The sequence below is a fragment of the Saccharopolyspora sp. NPDC050389 genome (assembly GCF_040655595.1).
Classification (GTDB): Bacteria; Actinomycetota; Actinomycetes; order Mycobacteriales; family Pseudonocardiaceae; genus Saccharopolyspora.
The window spans coordinates 37,989-60,405 of sequence record NZ_JBFAKG010000052.1; the positions used below are offsets into that span (position 1 = coordinate 37,989).

The window sequence follows — 22,417 nt, forward strand, 5'->3', positions numbered from 1 at the left end:
GCGCAGCACCCGCACTCCGGAAAATCGGCGCGACATCCGGCGGGACGGCCCGTTATGCTCGGAACATGGCTCACAGGCAGTTCTACCTCTGATCAGGTCGCCGCGACGGCGGCGATCCCCGGGCGGCTCCACCGCCTGAATCCACCGTGCTTCGGTGCGCATCTCGTTCCCAGTTCGGGAATTCACCGCTCGCAACCTCCGAGCGCTGACCGCTGGTGTCCGGCGGCCCGCGTTTCGGCGTTCGGTGCGAGGCGGTCACATGCGACCGGGCGCGGCGATCCGAATGCCTTCCGCGCTCTTCGCTGCGGCGAAGGCGTTTCCTGATCAGGAGTAGAACCAGATGGCCGAGACGGCTCAGAACAGCTACCGCACCAGGCCCGCGCACATCGCGTTCATGTCGATTCCGGCGCACGGGCACGTGAACCCGGGCCTCGGGCTGGTCGCCGAACTGGTGGCCCGCGGGCACCGCGTCACGTACGCGACGACCGATGACTTCGCGACGCAGGTGGCGGAGGCCGGCGCGACGCCGGTCCGCTACACCTCGACGCTGCCGGGCCCATCGGCGGAGACGCAGGAATGGCCGGAAGAACAGGTCGCGGCCCAGGAGATGTTCCTCGAAGAGATGATGGCCGTGGTGCTGCAGCTCGAACAGGCGTACGCGGCCGACCGGCCCGACCTCATCGTGTACGACATCGCGGCCTTCCAGGCGCTCGTGCTGTCGGAGAAGTGGCAGGTGCCCCGCCTCCAATTGTCTCCGACCCACGTGTACTTCGAGGGTGTCGAGGAGACCTTCGGCATTGAACTGTCGCCGGAGGCCCTCGCGGTGCAGGCGAGGTACGACGAGTACTTCGCCCAGCAAGGCACCGATCTGGTCTTCCACAACGTGTCTGTACCGGACCGCTGCGTCGTGACCATTCCCCGTTCCTTTCAGTACTTCGGGGAACGGGTCGTGGATTCGTTCACCTTCGTGGGGCCGATGCTGACCGAGCGCGCGTTCCAGGAGGATTGGCAGGCGCCGGACTCGCGTCCGGTGCTCGTGATCTCGCTGGGCTCGGCCTACAACAACCGGTTGGAGTTCTACCGCAAGTGCATGCGTGCGTTCGCCGATCTCGACTGGCACGTGGTGATGGCGGTGGGACGGTCGGCAGATCCGGCGGAACTCGGCGAGATCCCGCCGAATTTCGAGGTGCACCAATGGATTCCGCAGTTGCGGGTGCTGTCGCAGGCGAGCGCGTTCATCACGCACGCGGGCATGGGCGGCACGATGGAGGGCCTGTACCACGAGGTGCCGCTGATCGCGGTTCCGCAGGCGGTCGAGCAGTTCATGAACGCGGCCCGGATCGAAGAACTCCAGCTGGGCACGCAGGTCGACTGCGAGTCGGTGACACCGGAGCAGCTGCGGGCCGCTTTGGAGCAGGTCACCTCGAGTGAGGTGATCCGGCTGCGGTTGAAGGAGATGCGGCGGGAGATCCGGGAATCCGGCGGCCTGCGGCGGGCCGTCGAAATCGTCGAGTCCATGCTCTGACGAGAGCGGTCGAGGTGGGCTGCCGAGCAAGTCGGGCAGCCCACCGTTCGGCGCCGTGAGACGCGCACGCAAGCACTGCGGCCCGCTCGCTACGCGGGACTCAGCGCTCACCACGGTGGGTCTTTTCTTGGGAGGATCCGACCCGGCATCGTGAATTGGCGACGTCGGGAAGGACCCGCTGCCCGGTTTCGTTCCGGTCGAGCAAGCCCGCGCTCGTCGTGCCGCAGCGTTCACACTCCCGACGGCCTCGCTCACCTGCGAGGAGCCCACGAGCCACGGCCGGAGTCCACCCGTGGACGAACCCGGCGATCGGCCCACCTGCGAACCGCTACTGGGCGCCGGGCGCGAAGTGAATCTTGGAATTCGCTGTTCCGGTAGCTATACCTGAGGGCACGCGTTGCCGGGAGGAGCGCGGACGTGCCCGAAACGAGGTGGACGTGATGGCTGGAACGATCAAGGGCCTGCGGACCTACGACATCCGGTTCCCCACCTCCCGGGAACTGGACGGTTCGGACGCGATGAACCCGGACCCGGACTACTCGGCGTCCTACGTCGTGATCGACACCGATGCGGTCGATGGGATCGAGGGGCACGGCTTCGCCTTCACCATCGGCCGCGGCAACGACGTGCAGACCGCCGCGATCAAGGCCCTGGAACCGGCACTGGCCGGTCGGGACCTCCAGCACACCCTGGACGACCTCGGCGGTATGTGGCGAGAGCTGGTGCACGATTCCCAACTGCGCTGGCTGGGCCCGGAGAAGGGCGTAGTGCACATGGCGATCGCCGCCGTGATCAACGCGCTGTGGGACCTGAAGGCAAAGAGGGCGGGCAAGCCGCTGTGGCAGTTGCTCGCCGAGCTGACGCCGGAACAGCTGGTCGAGCTCGTCGACTTCCGGTACCTGAGCGATGCCCTGACGCCGAGCGAAGCGCTGGACATCCTGCGCCGGGCCGAGCCGGGACGCGCCGCCCGCGCGGCGGAGCTCCGGGATGGCGGCTACCCGGCGTACACCACAACACCGGGGTGGCTCGGGTACTCCGACGAGAAGCTGCGGAGGCTCTGCCGGGAGGCGGTCGACCTGGGGTTCCGGCAGCTGAAGCTCAAGGTCGGTGCGGACCTCGCGGACGACGTCCGCCGGATGCGGATCGCCCGCGAAGCGGTCGGCCCGGACATCCGCATCGCCGTCGACGCCAACCAGCGCTGGGACGTGGGGACCGCGATCGACTGGATCCGGGAACTCGCGCCGTTCGACCCGTGGTGGGTGGAGGAGCCGACCAGCCCGGACGACGTGCTCGGCCACGCGGCCATCGCGCAGGCGATCGCGCCGGTCCGGGTCGCCACCGGCGAGCACGTGGCGAACCGGGTGGTGTTCAAGCAGATGTTGCAGGCGAACGCCCTGTCCTACCTGCAACTGGACGCCGCGCGGGTGGCCGGTGTCAACGAGAACGTGGCGATCCTGTTGCTCGCGGCGAAGTTCGGGGTGCCGGTGTGCCCGCACGCGGGCGGGGTGGGCCTGTGCGAGTTGGTGCAGCACCTGGCCATGTTCGACTTCGTCGCGGTGTCGGGATCGATGGACGGCAGGGTCATCGAGTACGTCGACCACCTGCACGAGCACTTCGTCGATCCGGTGACGATCCGCGGCGGCAACTACCTGGCGCCGCGCCACCCCGGGTTCTCCGCACAGCTGCGACCGGAAACGCTGGTCGACTACGCATATCCCGACGGCCCGGTGTGGACGTCGAACGGGAAAGGTAGGACGGATGCATGACTGAATTCGCCGGACGGACCGCTGTCGTCACCGGGGCTGGTTCGGGCATCGGGCTGGCGGTGGCCACCGAGCTGGCCGCGCGCGGCGCCTCCGTCGCCGCCCTGGACCTCGATCCCTCCGGTGCGCCGGCGGACGTGCTGGGCCTGCGTTGCGACGTGACGGACGAGGAGTCGGTGTCCGCCGCCGTCGAGCAGGTCGTGCAGCGGCTCGGCGGCGTGGACGTCCTGGTCAACAACGCCGGAATCGGTGCGCAGGGCACCGTCGAGGCCAACGCCTACGACGAGTGGAACAGGGTCTTCGACGTCAACGTTCTCGGCATCGTGCGCACGACCCGGACGTGCCTGCCACACCTGCGCGAGTCCTCGGCCGCAGCGATCGTGAACACCTGCTCGATCGCGGCCACCGCGGGACTGCCCAACCGGGCGCTCTACAGCGCGAGCAAGGGAGCGGTGCTGTCGCTGACCATGGCGATGGCCGCCGACCACGTGGCGGAGGGAATCCGCGTCAACTGCGTCAATCCGGGCACCGTCGACACGCCGTGGGTGCGGCGGCTGCTCGCGGCGGCGGACGATCCGGAAGCGGAGCTGAGCGCGCTGCAGGCCCGCCAGCCCACCGGGCGGCTCGTGTCGGCGGCCGAGGTCGCGGCGGCCGTCGCCTACCTCGCCGGTCCGGCGGCCGGGGCGACCACCGGCACCGCGCTCGCCGTGGACGGCGGGATGCAGGGCCTGCGCCTGCGGAAGAGCTGAGGAGAAGCCGGAGATGCAGCGAATCGCCTTGCACACCAAGCTGAAGCCCGGCAAGGAAGCCGAGTACGAGCAGGTGCACGCGGTGATCCCGGCCGACCTGGATGCGGCCCTCCGCGCCGCGGGTGTGCACAGCTGGCGGATCTGGCGCGACGGCCAGGACCTGTTCCACGTGGTGGAAGTCGAGGACTACCAGGCGATGCGGCACGCGCTGCGTGACCATCCCGCGAATGTCGCCTGGCAGGCCACGATGTCCGAGCTGCTGGCCGTCGAGGACGACTACTCGGGCACCGACACCGGTCTGACGCAGGTGTGGGAGCTGCCCGGGAGCGGGGGCGCATGAAGTCCGGCCGGCTGGGCGGATCGGAGGTTTCGGTCTCGGTGCTCGGATTCGGCGGCGCGGTGATCGGCAACCTCTACCGCGCGGTGGACGAGGACACCGCGCTCGGAGCGGTGGATGCGGCGTGGAACGCGGGCATCCGCTTCTTCGACACCGCCCCGCACTACGGGCTCGGGCTGGCCGAGCGGCGACTCGGCCGGGCCCTCGCCGGGCGGCCGCGCGACGAGTTGGTCGTGTCGACCAAGGTCGGCAGGCTGCTCGTGCCCGATCCACGAGGCTCGGCGCGGCGGGACGACGCGGGCTTCGACGTTCCCGCCGACCATCGGAGGGTCTGGGACTTCAGCGCGGACGGGGTGCGGCGTTCGCTGGATGCCAGCCTGCGCCGGCTCGGCTTGGACCGCATCGACGTCGTGCTGATCCACGACCCGGACGACCACTGGCAACAGGCCGTCGGCGAGGCGTATCCGGCCTTGCACGAGCTCCGGTCGCAAGGCGTGATCGGCGCGATCGGCGTTGGCATGAACCAGTGGCGGATGCTGGAGCGGTTCGCCGTCGAAACCGATGTCGACGCGGTGCTGCTCGCGGGCCGGTACACCTTGCTCGAACAGTCCGCAGCGGACAGCATGTTGCCGACGTGCCTCCGGCGCAACGTGTCGGTGCTCGCGGCCGGCGTCTTCAACGGCGGAGTGCTGGCCACCGACGAGCCGGGGCCGGAAGCGATGTACGACTACGTGCCGGCCGCGCCGGAACTGCGGGCGCGCGTGGCGCGGATGGCCGAGGTGATCCACCGGCACGGCGCGAGCGTGCCGCAGGTCGCGATGGCTTTCGTCGCTTCGCATCCGGCGGTCGCGAGCGTTGTGGTGGGAGCTAGATCCGCGTCGGAGGTTCGAGGCAACGCCGAACTGTTCGGTCGCGCGGTCCCGGCCGGTCTCTGGGGCGACCTGATCGCGGCGGGCCTGCTGCGGCCGGACTCGGCATTGCCCGTCTGACCTTGGCGGGAAAGCGAAATTCGGGATGAACCCGCAATTCAATTGACCTCGAGTGCGCTGGAGGTCCTAGCTTGGGAAGTGATCACCAGAATGCTCTGAGGGGATTTCTTCATGACCGTGTTGGTAACCGGTGCGACGGGCAACGTCGGGCGGTGCGTGGTGGATCGCCTGCTGACCGCCGGAGCCCAGGTGCGAGCGTTGACCAGGCGCCCGGAAACGGCCGGGCTGCCGGGTGATGTCGAGGTGTTCCGGGGCGACCTCGCCGATTCGGATGCGCTGGCGAAGGCGCTGGCCGGGGTCGACCGCGTCTTCCTGTTCCCCGCACCGGAAGGCGCCGGGACGTTCGTCGAGCAGGCGAAGGCGGCCGGTGTCCGTCGTGTCGTGCTGCTGTCCTCGAAGGCGGTGGAGTTCGCCGAAAGCAACGCGATCGGCGACCGGCACCGAGCGATCGAGGAAGCGGTGGAAGCGGGCGGCTTCGAGTGGACGTTCCTGAGGCCCGGCGCGTTCGCGACCAATTCCCTGGCCTGGGCCGAATCGATCCGTGCCGAAGGAGTCGTCCGCGAGCCGTTCGTCGACGCCCGGCAGATACCGATCCACGAGGACGACATCGCGGCGGTGGCGGCGACCGCCCTGCTGGAGGACGGACACGCCGGAGCGGCCTACGCGCTGAGCGGGCCGGAAGCGATCACGGTGGGCGAGCAGGTGCAGGCGATCAGCGCCGCGATCGGCCGGGAGATCGAGCTTGAGGAGCAAACGCCGGAGCAGGCCCGCGCGCACCTGGTCGCCAAAGGCCTTCCGGAAGGTATCGCCGACACGCTGCTCTCCTACGGGGCGCAGAACGTGCAGAACCCGGAGCCGCCGTTGAAGACGGTTGAGCAGGTGACCGGGCACCCGGCACGCACATTCGCCCAGTGGGCCGTCGACCACGCCGACGACTTCCGTTGATCTGCCCGGAAAATCGGTCGCCGATGGTGTTCCAGAACGCCTAATCTCGGGATATGGCGATTGTTTCGGTTCCCTACCACCTCGACGAGCGGCTGCCGGAGCCCGGCCTCCTGCTGCCGTCCGACGCCACGACGGTGGCGATACCGCTACCGGACGGCGACGTGTGGCAGCGACTCGGCGCGCTGTACCCCGTTGTCGCGGACGAGGTTGCTCGGGCCGTCGACCGAGGTGAGGTGCCGACCGTGGTCTCCGGGGACTGCATGGTTTCGCTCGCCGTTCTCGCCGGACTGCAGCGGGCGGGAACCGACGCGGCGATCGTCTGGTTCGACGCGCACGGCGATGTGCAGACCCTGGAAACCACGGAATCCGGTTACGTGGGCGGAATGCCGCTGCGGATCGCGGTCGGCTACCGCCCAGAGCTGATCGCGGACCGGCTCGGGCTCCGCCCGCTGCCGGAGAACCGTGCGCTGCTGGTGGACGCCCGGGACCTGGACCAAGCGGAGGCCGAGTACCTGGCGACCGCGGACATCGCGCGGTGCGAGGTCGATGAGATCGCCGCGGAGGCCCTGCCGGACGGGCCGCTGCTCCTGCACATCGACCTGGACGTGATCGACTCCGCCGAGCTGCCCGGCATGAGCTTCCCGGTCGGCGGCGGGCCGACCCGTTCGGCGGTGCTCACCGCGATCCGCCGAATCCTGTCCACCGGGAGGGTCCGGGCATTCGACGTCGCCTGCACCTGGAGACCCGATGAACAGCACAGCGAAGCCAGAGCACGAGTCCTGGCCGACCTGTTGGCGGAGAGCGAAGCGCCGCACTAGGTATTCCGCCAGGAACAACAACGGTCTTCGTCCGGCGCGGCCAGCCGTGCTCGGGGGAAGCCACACCGCCACGTCGCGACGCGTCGCCCCTCGACCGGCGCGCGGCGGTGCCATGAGCCGGGTGGTGCGTTCGGCACGCACCACCCGGCCGCAAACTCATCCGGCAAGGTGCCCTCGAACCGGGTCGACGCGGCCTCGTCGCTGTCGCCGCCGGCCCAGCCGCCGGTTGGCGCGCGAGCCGTGATCCGTCACGCCAAGTGTTCGGCCGTGTACGGCGTGCTCAGTGGCCATTTTGGCCCCGAAGTGGGATTGGTCACTCGGCCTCGATACGCTGTTTTCCCAGCGGAGAAGGGCAATCGGACATTACGCGCGCCTTTCTCGGATTTGCTGCCAGGCGTGGCGCAACCACTCGGCGAGCCGGACGCCGCACGGGAATGTGGCACCGTCGATGCGAGCACAGCGAAGCGCACGTCAGGCGTGAGGAGGAAAATGAGCAGGAGGAAAGCGTCCGCGCTGGCCGTGGTGGCTCTGGTCGCGGGCGGCGCGCTGGCCGGTGGAGCGGCCACCGCGCAGGCCACGGGCGGCAGCCCGAGCCCTTGCCGGGCGAGCGCCAAGGCGTGCGTGAGCCTGTCGACCAACCAGGCTTGGCTCCAGAACAACGGGAGCACCAGCTACGGCCCGGTGCCGATCACCAGCGGCAAGCCGGGCTCGGAGACCCCGACCGGCATCCACCGGGTGCAGTGGAAGGACGCCGACCACCGCAGCACCGAGTTCAACAACGCACCGATGCCGAACTCGGTGTTCTTCACCAAGACCGGTATCGCGTTCCACGAGGGCAGTCTCCAAGCCAAGTCGAACGGCTGCGTGCACCTGTCCACGACGGCGGCGAAGCGCTTCTTCGACAGCCTCAACCCGGGCGACGAAGTCCAGGTAGTCCCCTGACGCCGGTGCTCCGGTAAGCGAGCGCGCACCAGCAAGAAGCGGCGCGGCCTTCTCCCGAACGAACTCCGGAAGAAGATCGCGCCGCCTGCCGATCAGCCAACACGTCCACTGTGGACTGCGGTTCATCCTGCAACCCCGGCGCCACCCGATCCCATTCCGCCGCGGCCTCGGCGAGGCGCACTGCTGGGCGTTACAGCGGCCAGCCGGCGCGGTCGCGGTCGGCGACAGGGCAGGCGCCGCGGATGGCGTGCACGGCGTGGCCGGAGAGGCGCGCCAGGCTCAGGCGCTCGGCCAGGGCGCGGCCGTCGCGGTAGCGGGCTCTCATGAGCGCGTCTCCGGAGTCGGCATCGGCAGTGGGCTCTGATTGTCGTAAGCACCTGCCGTTTCGGTTACCCACGGTGCGACGTCTCCGTCCTCTGCGAGCGTGGCAGCGGCGATCCGACACAGCGCATGTCCGCATTCTGGGTTGTCGCCGTAGTCCTCGCCCCACTCGCTCGAGGCTCGCGTGGCGATGAGGCTCCATGACGCGCCTTCGTTGACGCGCCAGGCTCGTACCTGTCGTGCTCGGGCATGGGTTACGTCCATGGGGTCCACGAACTCCGCGGCTTCCTTCATCGTGCGCCATGCTTTCCGCATGGTTGTGCGTTCGCCTGGGATCTCGGTGACGCCGACCTTCTTGGAGAACGCGTAGGTGCTGAGAGCCCAGACGGCCAATGTGATCAGGCCGACCACGGTGATCAGAAGTACGGCGACTCCGCAAACGTTGTTGAGGCTGTCCAGCGTTGCGTAAAGGTCCGTTCCGTTCACGCGAGTTCCCGTCATCCGAGCGCCGAGCCGATGCGCAGCAGGTCGAGGCCATCCATCGTGGCCCCAACGCATTCACTGCATCGGTTCGCGACCACTTGGCCGTTACGGTCGTCGGTGATGCACCACGGGTCGCTGAGCTTGGCTTTGCGTGCCCAGTGATGGCGCTGGTCGGCGGTGTGCGGCAGCGCAAGGCGGAATGCGGTCACAGGCCGGCTTTTCGCGGTGACACCTGGTCGCCGAGCGAATGGCCGAAGAAGAGTACGAGCAAACCCGCGCTGAACTCCTGGCCGAACAGCCGAACAGCCGAACAGCCGAACAGCAAATGCAAGCAGAGGACGGAGAACCGGCGCTGCCGATCGCGCGCGGCCTGTTGGAGGAACGGGCACGCCGCCGGAGCGGCGCTACGAGCTTGCCGAGATCGAGATAATCCCGGTGTGGGAGCCCGAAAGCGTCTGGCCTAGGACCGAATAGGGTTCACTCGACCTAGTCGTGATCACAGCGCACAGCCACGAGTGGCATGACTCTGATCAGAGAGTGCTGGCGACGCGATCCCGCTTGGTGCATGATCTGCCCCCGCTCCGAGTGTGCACGGAGGCGGGTTGGGGCGGGTCGGTCAGGCGAGTGGACCGGCTCCGGTGACTGGACCGCCAACAGCGGAAAGAGGGCACGAGTGACTGGTCATGACGGTGAAGTCTGGGATCCATTCGGCACATTGCGTAACGCGTTGTGGATTGGCGGTGGGCAATGGGCGGGCAAGTCCACCGTCGCGCGGCTCCTGGCCGTCCAATACGGCCTTACCACCTATCACTACGACTACCACGACGCTCGTGCCCACAACGACCGCCGGATCGCCCGCCGGGTCGAACTTGGTGAGTCGACCATCGAGCCTGACCCGGACACCGTGTGGGTCCACCCCACTCCCGAGGAGATGGCCGACCAGACCCTGGCGGGATTCCCGATCCGATTCGAGTGGGCGCTGGATGACCTGCGTGCACTCGTCTCAGGGCGCCCGATCATCGCCGAAGGATGGGGACTGCGGCCCGATCTCGTCGCACCCATCGTCGACTCACCGCGCCGGATGGTCGTCATGGTGCCCACGCAGGAGTTCCGCCAGCACCAGCTCCGCGCACTACCCCGAGCCGCCGCCTTCGGACATCAGGTCAGCGACCCCACCCGAGCACAGCAGAACCGGCTCGCCCGGGACCGCCTCGTTGCTGACGAAGCTGTCCGCACGGCTCGACGACTCGGCATCCGTGTGATCGAGGTCGACGGCTCCCGCGACGCCGAAGCCGTAGCCAACAGCATCGCCGACCACTTTGCCCCCTACCTCCCACCGCCCGAGCATGCCTGATCGCCGAATACGGCCCTTACGTGCTGGGGCGTCGCAGCGTGGCTGGACTGCGTCCGCGGGCAGCAACGCAATGTGCTGCACGCCTTCGCCGCTGCCATCGCCACGCCGGGGGAGAAGTACGACCAGACACGCTCCGAACTGCTCGAAGAGCAGCGTCGGTCGCTGAACGGCTCGCCACCGCCGAACAGCAAGTCAACAGCCAAGAATCCGAGCCTGCCCAGATCGTTGCGCGTGCCCTGATCGCGGAATGGGACCCGCTCCCACCAACACGGCGGCGTGACCTGCTCTTGCGACTTTTTCGCAAGGTGCAGATCACGCCGCCGCAACGACGCTACGGGCCAGCGGGGATCGCAATCATCCCGTTGTGGGAACCCGAAACGCCTGTCGTGGATTCACTGCAGCAGTAGGGCTTCACTCGACCCAGTCGAAGGTCTTCGTGACCGCTTTCTGCCATTGGTGGTACTGCTTTTCGCGGAGTTCCTCCGGCATCTCCGGGTCCCACTGCTTGTCCTTGGCCCAGTTCGAGCGGATGTCCTCCTCGCTGGACCAGAAGCCGACCGCGAGGCCCGCCGCGTAGGCCGCGCCGAGCGCCGTGGTCTCGGCGACCACCGGGCGGATCACCGGGACGCCGAGGATGTCGGCCTGGAACTGCATCAGCAGTTCGTTCTGCACCATGCCGCCGTCGACCTTCAGCGACTTCAGCGGGACGCCGGAGTCGGCGTTCATCGCCTCGATCACCTCGCGGGTCTGGAACGCCGTCGCTTCCAGCACCGCACGGGCCAGGTGGCCGCGGTTGACGTACCGGGTCAGGCCGACGATCGCGCCGCGCGCGTCGGAGCGCCAGTGCGGGGCGAACAGCCCGGAGAACGCGGGCACGAAGTACGCGCCGCCGTTGTCCTCGACGGAGCGCGCGAGCTGCTCGATCTCCGGGGCGGTGCCGATGATGCCCAGGTTGTCCCGCAGCCACTGCACCAACGAGCCGGTGACCGCGATCGAACCTTCCAGGCAGTAGACCGTGTCCCGGTTGCCGATCTTGTAGCCGACCGTGGTCAGCAGGCCGTTCTCGCTGATCACCCGCTCAGTGCCGGTGTTGAGCAGCACGAAGTTGCCGGTGCCGTAGGTGTTCTTGGCCTCGCCGGGCGACAGGCAGGCCTGCCCGAAGGTGGCGGCCTGCTGGTCGCCGAGGATGCCGGAGATCGGGATTCCCGCGAACACGCCGCGTTCCCGGAACTTGCCGTACACCTCCGACGAGGACCGGATCTCCGGCAGCATCGCCATCGGCACGCCGATCTCGGCGCAGATGTCGGCGTCCCACTCGAGCCGTTCCAGATCCATCAGCAGCGTGCGGGAGGCGTTCGTCGGGTCCGTGATGTGTAGGCCGCCGTCCGGGCCACCGGTGCAGTTCCACAGCACCCAGGTGTCCATGTTGCCGAACAGCAGCTCGCCCTTCTCGGCGCGCTCCCGGGCACCGTCCACATTGTCCAGGATCCACTTCACCTTGGGCCCGGAGAAGTAGGTCGCCAGCGGCAGGCCGGTCTTGCTCTGGTACCGGTTCTGGCCGGTCCCGCCGGCGGCCAGCGCGTTGACGATCTCGTCGGTGCGCGTGTCCTGCCAGACGATCGCGTTGTAGATCGGCTTGCCGGTGGCCTTCTCCCACACCACGGTGGTTTCCCGCTGGTTGGTGATGCCGCAGGCCGCGATGTCCGAGGACACCAGGTCGACCCTGGCCAGCGCGCCCGCGCAGACCTGCCGGGTGTTGGCCCAGATCTCGGTCGGGTCGTGCTCGACCCAGCCCGCCTTCGGGAAGATCTGCCGGTGTTCCATCTGGTCGACCGAAACGACCCGACCGGAGTGGTCGAAGATCATGCACCGCGTCGAGGTGGTTCCCTGGTCGATGGCGGCGATGTACGAGGACATAACTCGTTCTACCTTCCTAAGTGGATCGTTCGGTCAGCTGATGGGCAGGGCTAGCGCCAGCAGGCCGGCCAGCACACCGCCGATGATCGGGCCTGCGATCGGAATCCAGGAGTAGCCCCAGTCGGCCGAGCCCTTGCCGCGGATCGGGAGGATCGCGTAGGCGATGCGCGGCCCGAGGTCGCGCGCCGGGTTGATGGCGTACCCGGTCGGGCCGCCGAGCGAGTTGCCGATGCCGATCACGATGAAGGCGACCGCGGCGTAGCCGAGCGCCGAGTTGCCGAACGACGGCACACCGGGCGTTTCGCCGACGCCCGCCTGCGGGCTGAGGATGATCCAGAAGACCAGCACGAACGTGCCGATGATCTCCGTGACGAGGTTCCACGGCGCGTTCGGCACGGTCGGGCTGGTGGCGAAGACGCCGAGCGTGTTGGCCGGGTCGTCGTGGGTGTCGAACTGCAGCTTGTAGGCGGCCCAGCACAGGATCGCGCCGAGTGTGCCGCCGACGATCTGCGCGGCGATGTAGATCGGGACCTCGGACCACGGCGTCTGGCCGTTCACCGCGAGCCCTAATGTCACCGCCGGGTTGATGTGCGCGTTGCTCGGTGCTGCGACGCTCGCGCCGGCGAAAACCGCGAAGCCCCAACCGAAGTTGACGAGCAGGAAACCGCCTTCGTAGCCGCGGTTCTTGCGCAGCACGGTGTTTGCGACGACACCGCATCCCAGCAGGGTGAGAACCGCCGTCCCCATCATCTCCCAGAGGAAGATCTCACCAAAACTCATGCTGCCGTTCCCCTCTTAATGCCGCCGTTGGCAAAGGCGGGTTCGCTGACTGTCCGAGATGGAATGAGTCGGGACGGTACTGCCGCATGGCAACACGTGTCCATGTATGCCGCCACTCGTGGCAACAGGTTGGTCTGAACCGCCTAGTCCCGCGTCTCGGCTGGTAGAGCGGATGCCCGAACGGTCGATCGGTGATCTCGATCGACCGGTGGCGCGGGCCTGGTGGACGGCCCGCGGCGGGGGCGTACCCCAGGCATCGTTGCGCATGGCAGGTCACATTAGACTTGTGAAAACAAACGTTGCAAGACGCCTCCGATGGTGTTTTTATCGAATTAGGTGATGACACCGCGCCGGCTCGGCCGTTGCGCCAGGCTGGTGGCAGCTGCGCTCCGGTCGGCCGGAGCGCGATGACCAGGGATTTTGGGAGGACGACGATGTCCGGTCGACGCCCGTCCGGGAAGCAGCAGGACCGGCGGCGCAAGATCACCGAGCTGGTCATGGCGGAAGGCAACATGCGGATCGACGACCTCGTCGAGACCGTCGGCGCCAGCGCGATGACGGTGTACCGCGATCTCGCCGACCTCGAGTCCCAGGGCTTGGTGCACCGCAACCGCGGCTACGTCTCGGCGGCTTCGTCGTTGCTCTACGAGGCCGCGTCGGAATACCGGTTGCAGCAGAACGCGGCGGAGAAGGAGGAAATCGCGCAGGCCGTGGCGGAACTGATCGAGCCGGGGCAGGCGCTGGTGCTCGACGACTCGACGACCGGCGTGTACCTGGCCCGGCTGCTGCCGGAGCGCGCGCCGCTGACCGTCGTCACCAACCACCGCGGGGTGTTCGGCGAACTGGCCGGTGCGTCGGGTATCAGCCTGATCTGCGTGGGCGGCGACTACCTGCCGTGGGCCGACGCGTTCGTCGGCGGGATGGCGCTGGACGCGTTGCGGAACCTGCGCGTCGACCTGGCGATCATGTCGGTATCCGCTGTGACCGACGGGATTTGCTGCTACCCGCAACAGGAAATGGTGCAGATCAAGAAAGCCATGCTGGCCTCGGCGCGGCGGCGGGTGCTCTACGTCGACCACACCAAGTTCCGGCGGCGGGCGCTGCACGCGGTCGCTCCGGTCGAGGACTTCGACGTCGTGATCGTGGATTCGCAGACGACGAGCGCCGATATCGAGGTGCTGCGCGACCGCGGCGCGCGGGTCGAGCAGGCGGGAAATACGCGAAGTGCCGTGCCGAGCACGAAGGGTGCAGGTCGGGCATGATGACCATCGCAGGACGGACTGGCGCCGAGTCCGGTTCCGCGTCGGCGGGGTGGTCAGCGGTGGGACGCGATTCGAGCGAGGAGGACGCCTGGTGTCCAAGGACAAAATCGAAATCGAAAACCGGTTGAAGGGCACGTTGGGCCCGGCCGAGCGGGCGGAGAACTGGCGGCGGCTCGGTTCCGACGAATTCGACGTCGTGGTGATCGGCGGTGGCGTGGTCGGCGCGGGCGCGGCGCTGGACGCGGCGACCCGCGGGCTGCGGGTGGCGCTGGTGGAGGCCCGCGACCTGGCGGCCGGCACCTCCAGCCGTTCCAGCAAGTTGTTCCACGGTGGACTCCGCTACCTGGAGCAGCTGGAGTTCTCGCTGGTCCGCGAGGCCCTCCGGGAACGCGAGCTGATGCTCACCCGGATCGCGCCGCACCTGGTGAAGCCGGTTCCGTTCCTGTACCCGCTGACCCACCGGATCTGGGAGCGCCCCTACACCGCCGCGGGCCTGTTCATGTACGACACGATGGGCGGCGCCCGCTCCGTACCGGGGCAGAAGCACCTTTCCCGTGCGGGCGCGCTGCGGATGGTGCCGGCGCTGAAGCGCAACGCGATCATCGGCGCCATCCGGTACTACGACGCACAGGCCGACGACGCGCGGCACACCATGATGGTGGCCCGCACCGCCGCCCGCTACGGCGCCGTGATCACGACGTCCACCCAGGTCACCGGTTTCCTGCGGGAGGCCGACCGGATCGCCGGTGTCCGGGTGCGCGACGTGGAGTCCGGCGACGAGGTCGAGGTCCGCGCGCAGGCCGTGATCAACGCGACCGGCGTGTGGACCGACGAGCTGCAGAAGCTCTCCGGCGGGCGCGGCCGTTTCCGGGTCCGGTCCAGCAAGGGCGTGCACATCGTGGTGCCCCGCGACCGGATCGTCGCCGAGTCCGGGCTGATCCTGCGCACCGAGAAGTCGGTGCTGTTCGTCATCCCGTGGGGCAACCACTGGATCGTCGGCACCACCGACACCGACTGGCACCTCGACCTGGCGCACCCGGCGGCCACCAAGGCCGACATCGACTACCTGCTGGAACACGTCAACTCGGTGCTGGCGACGCCGCTGACCCACGACGACATCGAAGGCGTGTACGCGGGCCTGCGGCCGCTGCTGGCCGGCGAGAGCGAGGAATCCTCGAAGCTCTCCCGGGAACACGCGGTCGCGCGGGTCGCGCCCGGTCTGGTGGCGATCGCCGGCGGCAAGTACACGACGTACCGGGTCATGGCGGCCGACGCCGTGGACGCCATCGCGCCGGACATCACCGGGCGGATGGCGTCGTCGATCACCGACCGGGTGCCGCTGCTCGGCGCCGACGGATACCACGCGCTGGTCAACCAGGCGGATCAGCTGGCCGCCGCGCACGGCCTGCACCCGTACCGCATCCGGCACCTGCTGGACCGCTTCGGTTCGGAGATCCACGACGTGCTCGCCCTCGGCGACGATCGGCCCGAGCTGCTCAAGCCGATCCCGGCGGCGCCGAACTACCTGCAGGCCGAGGTGGTTTACGCGTGCGGCCACGAAGGCGCACTGCATCTGGAAGACGTGCTGACCCGGCGCACCCGGATCTCCATCGAGTACGCGCACCGCGGTGTGGAGTGCGCCGAGCCGGTCGCGCGGTTGATGGCGGAGGTGCTCGGCTGGGACGACGCGCGCGTCGCCCGCGAGGTCGAGGTGTACACGAAGCGGGTCGAGGCGGAGCGGGATTCGCAGACGCAGCCCGACGACCAGGCGGCCGACGCGAAGCGCTCGGCGGCCCCAGAAGCACGAGACCGCATCATCGAACCTGTGGTGTGAGGATGTGCTCGGCTCGTTCTGCGTAGCGGTGCAAGTAGCGGCCCCCTGCGGGAGTTACAGACGCCTTCTCGCTGTGGGATCCCCGATTTGTGTATGACCAATACGCGGCATCGGGGCTGTTCTCGCGAGAAGACGTCTGAGAACCCGCGCCGGTGCAAGTTGCGTGCGTGGTGAAGGGAGAAAGCGGCTGACGCCGCTTGCCTGACGTCAGGCTTGCACTGCTCGTGCTGAGCGCTACCCGCGCAGCGTTGACTCAGTGAGTCCCTTGGGGTGCCTGGCATCCCGAGGGACTCATTGGTTTGCGGAGACCTCGGCGAGCAGTTCCTCGACGTGGCCTATCAGGCGGCGGGTGTCCACTGGCGCGACGGTGCTCCACACGTCGCCGGACGGCGATTCCTTTCGCAGCTGGGCATAACGGCCGTGCGCGGTGTCGAAGAAACCGACGACGTGATCGGCTCGGACGCGGCGACCGAACCGGTCCCGGGCCGCGGTGCCGAACTGCCCGCGCGCATCGACCCCGGCCACCATGCTCATCAGCGTTTCGGCGTCGTCCGGGCGAATTCCGCGACGCTGCAACGCGTTTTGCAGCCGCTCGACGTTGTCGCCCGCCTCCTCGGCGGCGCCGTCGAGATCGCCGCTGCGCACCGACACCGAACGGCCCGGGCCGGGTGGCAGCGTCGGCAGCACCGAAACCGCCTCGCGCGGCAGCCCGCTCGCCGCGGCGGCCCGCAGGCTCAGGGTGTCCTGGTCCTTGACGACCAGCACCGCTTGTTCGGATTCGGCGTCGGACGCCGCGAGCACCCGCACGCTGCGCTGCATCCAGATCCGCCCGTCGACCTCGCGGCCGGGACGGGCCAGCAGCCGCAGCATCCACTCGAGCTCCGGATCGAGTTCGGTCGGGCGGCCGAGGTCGCGGGCGGCCAGCGACCGCCACGCCGATTCCACCAGCTTCGCGCGCTCGGTGTGGGTGCGTCCTGGCGACGGGACCTTGACCACCAGCGGCATGGTCTCCAGCCCGAGGTGCTCGGTGAGCACGTCGAACTCCAGCGCCGACAGGCTCAGTCGCCGGCCGGTGTCGGTGACCGTCATTGTCCGGGCTCGCCGCCGATCACCGGGCGGGACAGGGTCTGCGGCTCGTCGAAGAACCCGCCCGGGCGGCCGAGCTGCTCGGTCACCTTCCGGTCCACCGCCTCGTCGCGGTCCTTGCGCACTCGCTTGCCTGCCGAACGGCCGTCGCCGCCGCGCGCCGATCCGCCGCCGCCTCCCGGCCGCCCCGATCGCTGCTCGGGCAGGCGGGTGGAAAGCGTCGACTGCGTCAGCGGAACTCGCGTCGCGGGCGCCGATGTGGCGCCCCAGCTGATGGTCACGTTCTGCTGCCCGGCAGGCGCCCCGGGAGCACCGCTGACCGGGGCGTCGACCACCACCTGCGGCGGCTGGGTGAACGACGCCAGCGAGGTGGTGTTGGCCTGCGTCGACGCCTCGTACGTGCGCATCACGTCGAAGGCCCGCTGCTCGGCGGCGTTCTGCTTGGCTTCCTGCAGCTCGTAGTCGGTCTGCCCGCCGAAGAGGTGCGTCAGCAGCGTTTCCGCGGTGCCCGGCTCCTCGGTGGTCACCTGCACCGGCGGCGGCATGTCCTGGCGGGCCTTGCTGATGAATTCCGCCTGCTGCTCGGCCCGCTCCCGCATCACGGCGGTGGCCTGCTGGGCTTGGGCCGCCCAGTTGCCCAGCGGACGCACGCCGTCGTGCGCGCTGTCCGCGGCGATGCCCTGCCAACCGCCCATCGCCGACGACAAGGCGGACGCCAGCCCGGCGTCGATGTCGCCCAGCGCGCGGGCGAGTTCGCTCCAGCGGCGCACGCTGTCGATCGAGCCGTTCGCGCCGGGGCCCTCGTTGATCTGGGCGAACAGCTCGGGATGGCGGTATCCCTGCCAACGGTGGTCGCTCATCGGGATCAGCAACCTCCGCCGATGCCGTAGGCGCTGTCGCCGTCGATCCGTTCGTACTGCCGGTTGGCCAGCCGCAGCGACTCGGCGGCCGCCTGCAGCTGGTCGCGGTAGCCGCACAGCGCGGTCAACGCGTCATCGCCGCCGCCGACGGAGCGCCGGTTGAACTCCTCGGCGGCGTCGGCGCTGATCGGATCGCCGGCCCAGGGCCGGATGCGCAGTTCGGTGATGGCGTGCTCGATCTGCAGGCCGACCGCGTCGAGCGATTCCTGCAGCGCGTTCACCAGCCTCGGGATGGAGGCTGGCTCGACTTGCACCGAGCCACCCGACATTCCGGGCAGGGCGCTGGTCGAGCTGTCGCCCCACGGAGCAGTGAGCGGCACGTTTTCCCCTCCCACAGGTAAGGGCCCGGGTTGTGGGTGCAGGGCCCTTGTGCCTGAACGCCCGGGCGGATGTAGGGCGGCGGGCCCTGACCGGGTGTTCGCGGGCACCCGGCGGTTGCGGGGTCCCGAGCGCTCAAGCTACTAAACGTCCGCCGAACACTGTAGTCAGCAAACATCACGCTGGGGAGTGCTCCAAACGCGGTGAGTATCGCCTATCTGGTTGCGTAGCGTGAACGTCGCAGGCCCGGACGTGTTGCCGATGGCCTCGCGGCGGCCGAAGACGTGATGTTGCCGACCCGAGCGGAGGAGCCGGTGGCTACTGAGGCGTTTTCTGCCGGGGCTTGGTCGTCTGGGGCGGCGCGGACGTTTCCGGTGCGGCCAGGCTCGCGAGGGCGTCCTCGGCGACCCGCTGGGCGCCGGCGCACAGCTGGTCGACCGGCGACGGCGGTTGGCCGCCGTCGTCGCGGTAGAGGACGTCGAGGTGCTGGAGCTCGGCGACGTCCACCGCGACGTTGCAGGACAGGTCCAGCCCCGGCGTCTTGATCACCAGCGCCGGGAAGCCGCCGATCACCACCGGCGAGGACTCCACCTGCGCGGTGTCGTCGGTCCATACCCCCATGCTCTCGGTGGTGATCAGCGCCAGCCGGGCGCCGACCTTGGCCGTGGTGTTGCGGTAGCTGCAGGTCGCCGCGTCGCCGAAGCCCGCCTCGGAACCCGGCAGCGGCTCCCGGTCGAAGCCGAGCTGGTTGCGCTGGTCGGCGGTCAGCAGCTCGCACGGGTCCACGCCGTCGAGGGCGAGCTCGAACGGGCGTGGTGGCAGCGGCGGGGGAGCGCTCGTTGTGGGCATCGGCGGCGGCAGCGGGGCCCTGGTGTCCGACGTCGGCTCCGACTGCCACAGGCCGCACCCGGCGAGGGTGAGCGCGCCGGCTGCGAGCAACGCGCTCAGCCGCCACGCCCCGGTGATCCGCGAGCTGTGCATGACCTCACCGTAACGAAACGTGGTCGATCGTGACGGTGGGCGGCGATCAGCGCCGCCAGGAGAACCAGAGGACGGCGATCAGCGGGAGCAGCAGGACCAGGGCCAACTGCCGCGCGACCACCAGCAGGAAGACGACCAGGACGACGGCGCAGACGGCCAGCACGATCTTCCCAGCCGCCGCTGGCGGCGCCGCGGCGCGGATCGCCGACGGGACCGGGCGCGGCGGCTCGCTCGGCCGCGGCTCGGGCAGGTCGTCGAACAGCGGGTTCAGTTCGGAGCGGAACCGGGCGGTCGCGGCCTGGCGGCAGCGATCGTCGTACTCGGTGACGTCGAGGCGCCCGGCGGAGAAGTGCTCGCCGAGCAGCCGCATGGCGTTCTCCCGCTCGGGATCGCCGATCCGGAGGTCCTTGCCCCGTCGACCGTTGTCCACGCCCCCATCCTACGGTCGGCGGACCTCCGATCGGGGCGGTCACCACCGGATTCCGGGCCGCGTGAAATTTCCGCCAACAACGCGAGAATCCGGCGTTCAACGAGGTGAACGCCGGATTCCCGATGGTGCTGCGTCAGGCCTTGACCAGGCTGCTGTCGTCGTTGATCAGCGGGGTGCTCGGCTTGGCGAGGACCTCGTCGTCGAGCAGGCCCTCGCTGCGGGCGACCACGACCGGCACGACGATCTGGCCCGCGACGTTGGTGGCGGTGCGCGCCATGTCCATGATCGGGTCGACCGCGTAGGCGATGGCGATGCCGGTGGCGACCACCTCGGGCGGGAAGCCCAGCGCGCCGACGGTCAGCGTCAGCATGGTGAACCAGCCGGTGACGCCGGCCGTGGCGATCGAACCGAACACCGCGACGGCGATGATCGTCAGGTACTGCACCGGGCCGAGCTGGATGCCGAAGAGGTTCGCGATGAACATCGAGCCGACGGCCGGGTAGATCGCGGCGCAGCCGTCCATCTTGGTGGTGGTGGCCAGCGGCACCGCGAAGTTCGCGTAGGACGACGGCACGCCGAGGTCCTGGGCGGTCTGCCGGGTCATCGGCAGGCTCGCGCCGGAGGACCGGGAGACGAACGCGAACTGCAGCACGTTCCAGGACTTGGCGAAGAACTTGACCGGGCTGACCTTCGCCACGAACGCCAGCAGCAGCGGGTACACCGCGAACAGCACCAGCGCGCAGGCCACGTAGGTCGAGCCGATCAGCTTCAGCAGCGGCACGAAGAACTCGTTGCCGTAGGTGGCGACCGCGTTGCCGATCAGGCCGAGGGTGCCCAGCGGGGCGAGCCGGATGATCCAGCCGAGCACTCGCTGGATGACCTCGAAGGCGGCCTTGTTGAAGTCGACGAACGGGGCGGCCTTCTCACCCAGGCTGTAGGTGGCGGCGCCGATGATCAGCGCGACGAACACCACCTGCAACGTCTCGCCCTCGGCGAACGCGCTGATCAGGTTGCTCGGCACCAGCCCGGTGATCAGGTCCAGCCAGGAGCCCTGCGTCTTCTCGCCGATGGAGGCCAGCTTTTCCGGGTCGGGCTCGATGACCAGGCCCCGGCCGGGCTGGAACAGCCCGCCGATCAGCAGGCCGATCACCACGGCGATCAGCGAGGTGATGCCGAACCACAGGGCCGTCTTGCCGCCGAGGCGGGCCGCGGCGCGGCCGCCGCCGACGCCGCGCAGGCTGTTGATGCCCACCACGATCGCCGTGAAGATCAGCGGCAGCACGGTGAAGGTGAGCAGCTTGGTGAAGGTGCTGCCGATGGTCTTCAGCGTGGTGACGAGCCATTCCGCGTCGGTCTGCTTGGCGACCCAGCCGAGCAGCGCGCCCAGCACGAGGGAGGCGATCACCGCCACGGCGAAGACCTTGGGGTTGAAGCGCAGGCGTGATCGGCCGGCGGAGGTGGACACAGGGATCTCCCGAGGTGTCGAAGGATGGATTCGAAGGTGGCGGCGGTTCCGTGCTCGTTCGCGCAGCGGCGCTGGACTCGGACGCGCTGTGCGCGTGGTCTGCAGGAGGCGGTTTCGCTTGCCGGGGCAGCCGCTATCGCGGTGCCGAACGTCCGATCAAAGACAGACGGAGCTGGCCTGCCGTCGCAGATCGACGTGCAGGCGCGAAGTCAGGTACAGCCGTCGGAGGGTTCCCATCGCGAATATTTGTAACCAGGCGCGCGGCGAAACCCATCCGTGGGTAACCGAATTGTGTTCGTATTCACTCAGATGCGGAGATCTGGTGTCACTTGGTGATCGACGTGCTCCACAACGTCACCACGCTGACGCCGATCTCGGCGAACAGCTTGCGGGTCAGCGGCAGGCTGATGCCGAGCACGCTCGACGGGTCGCCGTCGACGCCTTCGATGAACCAGCCGCCGAAGCCTTCGAGCGTGAAACCGCCCGCCACGTGCAGCGGCTCGCCGGTCGCCAGATAGGCGTCCAGCTCGGCCTCGGTGGGCGTGCCGAACCGCACGGTGGTGCTGAGGTGGCCTTGTGCGCGTGCGCTGATTTCGCCGTCCTGCAGCCGGACGACGGCGTGCCCGGTCAGCAGTTCGCCGTTGCTCCCGGCGTTCTGCGCCCACCGCTTCGCGGCGGCCTCGCGGGTGCCGGGTTTGCCGACGATCTCGCCGTGCGCCATCAGCAGCATCGAGTCGCACCCGACGATCACGGCGTCCGGCTCGGCCGCGGCGATGTCGGCGACCACGGCCTCGGCCTTCGCCTGCGCCAGCGCGGTGACCAGCTCGGCAGGGCTGGGGTCGGGCAGGGCGGCGGCGACGGCGTCCTCGTCGACGCCGGAGACCTGCACCAGCGGCTCGATCCCGGCGGAGCGGAGCACGGACAGGCGGGCGGGCGAAGCGGAAGCAAGCACGAAGCGCACGCCCCGATGTTAGTGCCGCGCCGAGCGGCGTCGACTCCGGTGCCGAGGGGGCGTCGACCCCGGCATCGAGGGGCGTTGGCGATCTCGGTTATGTGTCTACTTAGGACGTATGGTGGTGCGCTGCGGTCGTGCTCGGGGCCGTGAGTCTTTTGGGGGGGGTGTGGCACCCAAAAAAAAAAACCCCCCCGGGGGGGAGGAGGCGGGGTGGAGGAAGTAAGCCCCCAGGGGCACACGGGA

The 22,417-nt window shown here is 69.0% G+C and carries 25 protein-coding genes; 12 read left to right on the forward strand and 13 right to left on the reverse strand.

The window, feature by feature from the left end; genetic code table 11:
- Positions 1-340 precede the first annotated feature (340 nt).
- The 8 genes from AB0I53_RS29715 (at position 341) to AB0I53_RS29750 (ending at position 8,068) form a co-directional block, all read left to right on the forward strand.
- Complete coding sequence (locus AB0I53_RS29715) at positions 341-1,525, forward strand: macrolide family glycosyltransferase (RefSeq protein WP_358610028.1); 1,185 nt, start codon at positions 341-343, stop codon at positions 1,523-1,525.
- A 440-nt stretch (positions 1,526-1,965) separates the two neighbouring features.
- Positions 1,966-3,291, forward strand: coding sequence for an L-fuconate dehydratase (locus AB0I53_RS29720; protein ID WP_358610031.1), 1,326 nt, complete (start codon positions 1,966-1,968; stop codon positions 3,289-3,291).
- Complete coding sequence (locus tag AB0I53_RS29725; RefSeq protein WP_358610034.1) at positions 3,288-4,037, forward strand: SDR family oxidoreductase; 750 nt, start codon at positions 3,288-3,290, stop codon at positions 4,035-4,037. The genes AB0I53_RS29720 and AB0I53_RS29725 overlap by 4 nt, the downstream gene beginning before the upstream one ends.
- 13 nt (positions 4,038-4,050) lie before the next feature.
- Positions 4,051-4,377 carry an L-rhamnose mutarotase gene (locus tag AB0I53_RS29730; protein WP_358579428.1) on the forward strand — a complete coding sequence of 109 codons (327 nt, stop codon included), beginning with the start codon at positions 4,051-4,053 and terminating at the stop codon, positions 4,375-4,377.
- Positions 4,374-5,363, forward strand: a complete 990-nt coding sequence (locus tag AB0I53_RS29735) for an aldo/keto reductase (RefSeq protein WP_358610037.1) — start codon at positions 4,374-4,376, stop codon at positions 5,361-5,363. Before AB0I53_RS29730 ends, AB0I53_RS29735 begins: the two co-directional genes overlap by 4 nt.
- Positions 5,364-5,474: 111 nt before the next feature.
- Positions 5,475-6,308: an NAD(P)H-binding protein gene (locus tag AB0I53_RS29740; RefSeq protein ID WP_358610040.1), complete on the forward strand. Its 834-nt coding sequence runs from the start codon at positions 5,475-5,477 to the stop codon at positions 6,306-6,308.
- A gap of 53 nt (positions 6,309-6,361) precedes the next feature.
- Positions 6,362-7,126: an arginase family protein gene (locus tag AB0I53_RS29745; RefSeq protein ID WP_358610043.1), complete on the forward strand. Its 765-nt coding sequence runs from the start codon at positions 6,362-6,364 to the stop codon at positions 7,124-7,126.
- Positions 7,127-7,615: 489 nt separating this feature from the next.
- Complete coding sequence (locus tag AB0I53_RS29750; RefSeq protein WP_358610046.1) at positions 7,616-8,068, forward strand: L,D-transpeptidase; 453 nt, start codon at positions 7,616-7,618, stop codon at positions 8,066-8,068.
- A gap of 190 nt (positions 8,069-8,258) precedes the next feature.
- On the opposite strand, the gene AB0I53_RS29755 is transcribed toward AB0I53_RS29750, so the two are convergent.
- Genes AB0I53_RS29755 through AB0I53_RS29765 form a run of 3 tightly spaced genes read right to left on the reverse strand, consistent with a single transcriptional unit; the run spans position 8,259 to position 9,081 of the window.
- Entirely contained in the window at positions 8,259-8,393 is a 135-nt protein-coding gene (locus tag AB0I53_RS29755; protein ID WP_358610048.1) for a hypothetical protein, read from the reverse strand.
- Complete coding sequence (locus tag AB0I53_RS29760) at positions 8,390-8,875, reverse strand: hypothetical protein (protein WP_358610051.1); 486 nt, start codon at positions 8,873-8,875, stop codon at positions 8,390-8,392. The genes AB0I53_RS29755 and AB0I53_RS29760 overlap by 4 nt, the downstream gene beginning before the upstream one ends.
- A gap of 11 nt (positions 8,876-8,886) precedes the next feature.
- A complete protein-coding gene (locus AB0I53_RS29765; protein ID WP_358610054.1) occupies positions 8,887-9,081 on the reverse strand; it encodes a hypothetical protein in 195 nt (64 codons plus the stop codon).
- Positions 9,082-9,587: 506 nt separating this feature from the next.
- On the opposite strand from AB0I53_RS29765, the gene AB0I53_RS29770 reads away from it, so the two are divergent.
- Both AB0I53_RS29770 and AB0I53_RS29775 read left to right on the forward strand, forming a co-directional pair.
- Positions 9,588-10,226 (forward strand): hypothetical protein, encoded by a 639-nt coding sequence (locus tag AB0I53_RS29770; protein WP_358610057.1) that lies wholly within the window; start codon positions 9,588-9,590, stop codon positions 10,224-10,226.
- 72 nt (positions 10,227-10,298) lie between these two features.
- A complete protein-coding gene (locus AB0I53_RS29775; RefSeq protein ID WP_358610060.1) occupies positions 10,299-10,466 on the forward strand; it encodes a hypothetical protein in 168 nt (55 codons plus the stop codon).
- 171 nt (positions 10,467-10,637) lie between these two features.
- Here AB0I53_RS29775 and glpK read toward each other — a convergent pair whose 3' ends face one another.
- Positions 10,638-12,143, reverse strand: a complete 1,506-nt coding sequence (gene glpK, locus AB0I53_RS29780) for a glycerol kinase GlpK (protein WP_358610063.1) — start codon at positions 12,141-12,143, stop codon at positions 10,638-10,640.
- 33 nt (positions 12,144-12,176) lie between these two features.
- Positions 12,177-12,923, reverse strand: coding sequence for an MIP/aquaporin family protein (locus AB0I53_RS29785; RefSeq protein WP_358610066.1), 747 nt, complete (start codon positions 12,921-12,923; stop codon positions 12,177-12,179).
- Between the two features lie 434 nt (positions 12,924-13,357).
- On the opposite strand from AB0I53_RS29785, the gene AB0I53_RS29790 reads away from it, so the two are divergent.
- Positions 13,358-14,185, forward strand: coding sequence for a DeoR/GlpR family DNA-binding transcription regulator (locus AB0I53_RS29790; RefSeq protein WP_358610069.1), 828 nt, complete (start codon positions 13,358-13,360; stop codon positions 14,183-14,185).
- A gap of 106 nt (positions 14,186-14,291) precedes the next feature.
- Positions 14,292-16,019, forward strand: coding sequence for a glycerol-3-phosphate dehydrogenase (glpD, locus tag AB0I53_RS29795; RefSeq protein ID WP_358610134.1), 1,728 nt, complete (start codon positions 14,292-14,294; stop codon positions 16,017-16,019).
- Positions 16,020-16,310: 291 nt separating this feature from the next.
- Here glpD and AB0I53_RS29800 read toward each other — a convergent pair whose 3' ends face one another.
- The 8 genes from AB0I53_RS29800 to AB0I53_RS29835 form a co-directional block, all read right to left on the reverse strand.
- Entirely contained in the window at positions 16,311-17,108 is a 798-nt protein-coding gene (locus AB0I53_RS29800) for an ESX secretion-associated protein EspG (protein WP_358610072.1), read from the reverse strand.
- Positions 17,105-17,965, reverse strand: a complete 861-nt coding sequence (locus tag AB0I53_RS29805; protein WP_358610075.1) for a PPE domain-containing protein — start codon at positions 17,963-17,965, stop codon at positions 17,105-17,107. The genes AB0I53_RS29800 and AB0I53_RS29805 overlap by 4 nt, the downstream gene beginning before the upstream one ends.
- A gap of 5 nt (positions 17,966-17,970) precedes the next feature.
- Complete coding sequence (locus AB0I53_RS29810) at positions 17,971-18,345, reverse strand: hypothetical protein (protein WP_358610077.1); 375 nt, start codon at positions 18,343-18,345, stop codon at positions 17,971-17,973.
- Between the two features lie 316 nt (positions 18,346-18,661).
- Positions 18,662-19,324 (reverse strand): DUF3558 domain-containing protein, encoded by a 663-nt coding sequence (locus AB0I53_RS29815; protein ID WP_358610080.1) that lies wholly within the window; start codon positions 19,322-19,324, stop codon positions 18,662-18,664.
- 46 nt (positions 19,325-19,370) lie between these two features.
- On the reverse strand, positions 19,371-19,754 hold the full coding sequence (locus tag AB0I53_RS29820; RefSeq protein ID WP_358610083.1) for a DUF1707 domain-containing protein: 384 nt from the start codon (positions 19,752-19,754) through the stop codon (positions 19,371-19,373).
- A gap of 133 nt (positions 19,755-19,887) precedes the next feature.
- Positions 19,888-21,219, reverse strand: a complete 1,332-nt coding sequence (locus tag AB0I53_RS29825) for a dicarboxylate/amino acid:cation symporter (RefSeq protein WP_358610086.1) — start codon at positions 21,217-21,219, stop codon at positions 19,888-19,890.
- 156 nt (positions 21,220-21,375) lie between these two features.
- Positions 21,376-21,456, reverse strand: a complete 81-nt coding sequence (locus AB0I53_RS29830; protein WP_350942021.1) for a putative leader peptide — start codon at positions 21,454-21,456, stop codon at positions 21,376-21,378.
- 88 nt (positions 21,457-21,544) lie between these two features.
- Positions 21,545-22,180: a nucleoside triphosphate pyrophosphatase gene (locus AB0I53_RS29835; RefSeq protein ID WP_358610089.1), complete on the reverse strand. Its 636-nt coding sequence runs from the start codon at positions 22,178-22,180 to the stop codon at positions 21,545-21,547.
- Positions 22,181-22,417: the final 237 nt, after the last annotated feature.

Bases quoted from the DNA above. Each gene is read 5' to 3' on its own strand.
- AB0I53_RS29805 (WP_358610075.1), bottom strand. From the start codon at position 17,965: ATGAGCGACCACCGTTGGCAGGGATACCGCCATCCCGAGCTGTTCGCC.
- AB0I53_RS29740 (WP_358610040.1), top strand. From the start codon at position 5,475: ATGACCGTGTTGGTAACCGGTGCGACGGGCAACGTCGGGCGGTGCGTG.
- AB0I53_RS29830 (WP_350942021.1), bottom strand. From the start codon at position 21,456: ATGGGAACCCTCCGACGGCTGTACCTGACTTCGCGCCTGCACGTCGAT.
- AB0I53_RS29800 (WP_358610072.1), bottom strand. From the start codon at position 17,108: ATGACGGTCACCGACACCGGCCGGCGACTGAGCCTGTCGGCGCTGGAG.
- AB0I53_RS29815 (WP_358610080.1), bottom strand. From the start codon at position 19,324: ATGCACAGCTCGCGGATCACCGGGGCGTGGCGGCTGAGCGCGTTGCTC.
- AB0I53_RS29735 (WP_358610037.1), top strand. From the start codon at position 4,374: ATGAAGTCCGGCCGGCTGGGCGGATCGGAGGTTTCGGTCTCGGTGCTC.
- AB0I53_RS29745 (WP_358610043.1), top strand. From the start codon at position 6,362: ATGGCGATTGTTTCGGTTCCCTACCACCTCGACGAGCGGCTGCCGGAG.
- glpK (WP_358610063.1), bottom strand. From the start codon at position 12,143: ATGTCCTCGTACATCGCCGCCATCGACCAGGGAACCACCTCGACGCGG.
- AB0I53_RS29750 (WP_358610046.1), top strand. From the start codon at position 7,616: ATGAGCAGGAGGAAAGCGTCCGCGCTGGCCGTGGTGGCTCTGGTCGCG.
- AB0I53_RS29790 (WP_358610069.1), top strand. From the start codon at position 13,358: ATGTCCGGTCGACGCCCGTCCGGGAAGCAGCAGGACCGGCGGCGCAAG.
- AB0I53_RS29720 (WP_358610031.1), top strand. From the start codon at position 1,966: ATGGCTGGAACGATCAAGGGCCTGCGGACCTACGACATCCGGTTCCCC.
- AB0I53_RS29755 (WP_358610048.1), bottom strand. From the start codon at position 8,393: ATGAGAGCCCGCTACCGCGACGGCCGCGCCCTGGCCGAGCGCCTGAGC.
- AB0I53_RS29730 (WP_358579428.1), top strand. From the start codon at position 4,051: ATGCAGCGAATCGCCTTGCACACCAAGCTGAAGCCCGGCAAGGAAGCC.
- AB0I53_RS29715 (WP_358610028.1), top strand. From the start codon at position 341: ATGGCCGAGACGGCTCAGAACAGCTACCGCACCAGGCCCGCGCACATC.
- AB0I53_RS29725 (WP_358610034.1), top strand. From the start codon at position 3,288: ATGACTGAATTCGCCGGACGGACCGCTGTCGTCACCGGGGCTGGTTCG.
- AB0I53_RS29785 (WP_358610066.1), bottom strand. From the start codon at position 12,923: ATGAGTTTTGGTGAGATCTTCCTCTGGGAGATGATGGGGACGGCGGTT.